A 3,898-nucleotide genomic window follows, 5' to 3' on the forward strand; every position below is an offset into this window, starting at 1 on the left:
AAACCCAGAAGATGAAGCCATCTGTGGAATGTGCAAACGCAAGTAAGCACAGGACAAGTGGCAGTAAGCAGTGGCAGCAGCAGTAGGCAGAAAAGTCCTGCAAACTGCAACTGATAACTGCAACTAAAAACAAATAGTCCTGTAGCTCAGCTTGGTTAGAGCACTACACTGATAATGTAGGGGTCAGCAGTTCAAATCTGCTCGGGACTACACAAGGGGAAGTAGCAGTAAGAAGTAGCAGCAGCAGTAATTAATTGCCACTGTAAACTAACCACTGCCCACTCATCTGAAAGGGGGATTAGCTCAGCTGGCTAGAGCACCTGCCTTGCACGCAGGGGGTCAACGGTTCGAATCCGTTATTCTCCACCAAGTATTCTACAGTAACTATAATATAGGTTACGCTACAGATGAAAACTAACGTTCTTTGACATATTGGAAGAAGTAATTGAAAACAAGAGAAAACAACAGATAGGAAGTTGTTTGATTGAGAACCAAGATTACAAGAATAAAGAAACAAGAGTAATCTTGCTTCCTGACTCCTGAACTCTTGACTCTGTCGAACGGCGGACTAAAATAAAGACATACCATGCGGCGCAAAAGGCGCATGAGTAGAAGAAAGTAAGAAAGGGTACACGGGGGATGCCTTGGCTCTCAGAGGCGAAGAAGGACGTGATAAGCTGCGATAAGCTGCGGGGATTAGCAAATATGAATTGATCCGCAGATTTCCGAATGGGGAAACCTAATTAGTTGAAGACTAATTGCATAAATGCGCTAACCTGCCGAACTGAAACATCTAAGTAAGCAGAGGAAGAGAAAACAATAGTGATTTCCAGAGTAGTGGCGAGCGAAATGGAAGAAGCCCAAACCTGTTATGTTACGGCATAGCAGGGGTTGTAGGACCACAACATGAATATCAAGAAGAACCGGAAGGGGGTGGGAAACCCTGCCATAGAGCATGAGAGCTGCGTACGGGTAATGAATGATAGGATAGTGGTATCCTGAGTACCGCGAGGTCGGAGACGCCTTGTGGGAATTTGCCGGCACCATCCGGTAAGGCTAAATACTCCTGAGAGACCGATAGTGAACCAGTACCGTGAGGGAAAGGTGAAAAGAACCCCGAACAGGGGAGTGAAATAGAACCTGAAACCGTGTACTTACAAGCGGTCGGAGCGGTTAACACCGTGACGGCGTGCCTTTTGCATAATGAGCCTACGAGTTACTCTTCCCTGGCAAGGTTAAGTGTTTAAGACACGGATCCGAAGCGAAAGCGAGTCTGAAAAGGGCGTATAGTCAGGGGAGGTAGACGCGAAACCTTGTGATCTACCCATGGGCAGGTTGAAGGTGCCGTAACAGGTACTGGAGGACCGAACCGATAAACGTTGAAAAGTTTCCGGATGACTTGTGGGTAGGGGTGAAAGGCTAATCAAACTGGGAAATAGCTCGTACTCCCCGAAATGTTTTTAGGAACAGCCTGGCGGTTGAGTTATAAAGAGGTAGAGCTACTAATTGGGTGCGGGGGAGTCAAATCCTACCAAATCCAGATAAACTCCGAATGCTTTATAATATACGCTGGAGTGAGGCTATGGGTGCTAAGGTCCATGGCCGAGAGGGAAAGAACCCAGACCATCAGCTAAGGTCCCTAAATTATTGCTAAGTTGAACTAACGAGGTCCGATTGCACAGACAGCTAGGATGTTGGCTTGGAAGCAGCCATTCATTTAAAGAGTGCGTAACAGCTCACTAGTCGAGCGATCGGGCATGGATAATAAACGGGCATCAAGCAGTATACCGAAGCTATGGATTCATATTAATATGACTGGTAGGGGAGCATTCTATTATCCGGCGAAGCAGGAAGGTAACTGACTGTGGAGGGAATAGAAAAGCAAATGTAGGCATAAGTAACGATAAGGCGGGAGAGAAACCCGCCCACCGAAAGACTAAGGTTTCCTGATCAACGCTAATCGGATCAGGGTTAGTCGGGGCCTAAGGTGAAGCCGACAGGCGTAGCCGATGGACAACTGGTTAATATTCCAGTACTTTTTATTACTGCGATGCGGTGACGGAGTAGTGACACTGACGCGAACTGACGGAATAGTTCGTTAAAGGCTGTAGGTATAGAGTTTGTAGTTAAGTACGCAGACTTTGCTGAAAGCTGATAGTACACAGAACCTTCGGGGGATGTGATAGTTCAGGTAATCAGACTTCCAAGAAAACCCGCTAAGCTTCAGGTAATAAAAACCCGTACCGTAAACCGACACAGGTAGTCGAGGAGAGAATCCTAAGGTGCTCGAGTGAATCATGGCTAAGGAACTCGGCAAAATGGCCCTGTAACTTCGGGAGAAGGGGCGCTGGCAGCAATGTCAGCCGCAGTGAAAAGGCCCAGGCGACTGTTTAACAAAAACACATGGCTTTGCAAAATCGCAAGATGACGTATAAGGCCTGACACCTGCCCGGTGCTGGAAGGTTAAGAGGGGATGTTAGTCGCAAGGCGAAGCATTGAATCGAAGCCCCAGTAAACGGCGGCCGTAACTATAACGGTCCTAAGGTAGCGAAATTCCTTGTCGGGTAAGTTCCGACCTGCACGAATGGTGTAACGATCTGGGCGCTGTCTCAGCCATGAGCTCGGTGAAATTGTGGTATCGGTGAAGACGCCGGTTACCCGCAACGGGACGGAAAGACCCCATGCACCTTCACTATAGCTTAACATTGATATCGGATACAGGATGTGTAGGATAGGTGGGAGACTGTGATCCAGCTTCGCTAGGAGTTGGTTAGTCAACGTTGAAATACCACCCTTTCTGTATTTGGTGTCTAACTCTGCAATGTGGAGAACATTGTTTGGCGGGTAGTTTGACTGGGGTGGTCGCCTCCAAAAAGGTAACGGAGGCTTTCAAAGGTAAGCTCAGTACGCTTGGTAACCGTACGCGGAGTGCAATAGCATAAGCTTGCTTGACAGTGAGACAGACAAGTCGAGCTGGGTCGAAAGACGGATATAGTGATCCGGTGGTTCTGCATGGAAGGGCCATCGCTCAAAGGATAAAAGGTACGCTGGGGATAACAGGCTGATCTCCCCCAAGAGCTCATATCGACGGGGAGGTTTGGCACCTCGATGTCGGCTCGTCACATCCTGGGGCTGGAGAAGGTCCCAAGGGTTGAGCTGTTCGCTCATTAAAGTGGCACGCGAGCTGGGTTCAGAACGTCGCGAGACAGTTCGGTCCCTATCTGTTGTGGGCGTAGGAAGTTTGAGTGGGGCTGACCTTAGTACGAGAGGACCGGGTTGGACTAACCTCTGGTGAATCTGTTATGCCGCCAGGTGTACTGCAGAGTAGCTACGTTGGGAATAGATAAGCGCTGAAAGCATCTAAGTGCGAAACTAGCCACAAGATGAGACTTCCATTGAGGGTCGTAGGAGACTACTACGTTGATAGGTTACAGGTATAAAGGTGGTGACATCATAGCCGAGTAATACTAATTGCCCGAAGCTTTCTTCGTGAAGGATTAAGGTGAGTGGTTGATTGAGAGAGTAGTTGCAAGACTATGAACAAGATATTGATCACTCATCCGAAACAAAACAGATAATGAACAACAATGCTGTTGTTTTCTCTTAACTTCAATCACTTCTTTCAATAATATGTCATGTTTGTGGCAAGTGAAAAATAGTGAATGGTGAATGGTTGATTAGGTGAGTAGTTGGAAAACTACCATGATATAAGCAATCAGACAAGAACCACTCACGGCTCACATAATCAACCACACACTTAAAAATATTCAGGTGCCTATATCGGCGGTGTCTACCTCTTCCCATTCCGAACAGAGAAGTCAAGCCCGCCAGAGCCGATGGTACTGCGGTAAAACGTGGGAGAGTAGGTCGGTGCCACCCTTTATCACTTTCAATAGTG

General features: G+C 47.6%; 2 tRNA genes and 2 rRNA genes. All 4 read left to right on the forward strand.

Annotation, left to right across the window (positions count from 1 at the left end):
- Nucleotides 1-135: 135 nt before the first annotated feature.
- The 4 genes from ABIC84_RS27425 (at nt 136) to rrf (ending at nt 3,879) form a co-directional block, all read left to right on the forward strand.
- Nucleotides 136-210: transfer RNA gene (locus ABIC84_RS27425), tRNA-Ile, on the forward strand.
- A gap of 82 nt (nt 211-292) precedes the next feature.
- Nucleotides 293-369, forward strand: a tRNA-Ala gene (locus ABIC84_RS27430).
- A gap of 242 nt (nt 370-611) precedes the next feature.
- Nucleotides 612-3,491 (forward strand): 23S ribosomal RNA (locus tag ABIC84_RS27435).
- A 276-nt stretch (nt 3,492-3,767) separates the two neighbouring features.
- A 5S ribosomal RNA gene (gene rrf / locus ABIC84_RS27440) occupies nt 3,768-3,879 on the forward strand.
- Nucleotides 3,880-3,898: the final 19 nt, after the last annotated feature.

The organism is Mucilaginibacter sp. 3215 (assembly GCF_050433785.1).
GTDB lineage: Bacteria > Bacteroidota > Bacteroidia > Sphingobacteriales > Sphingobacteriaceae > Mucilaginibacter.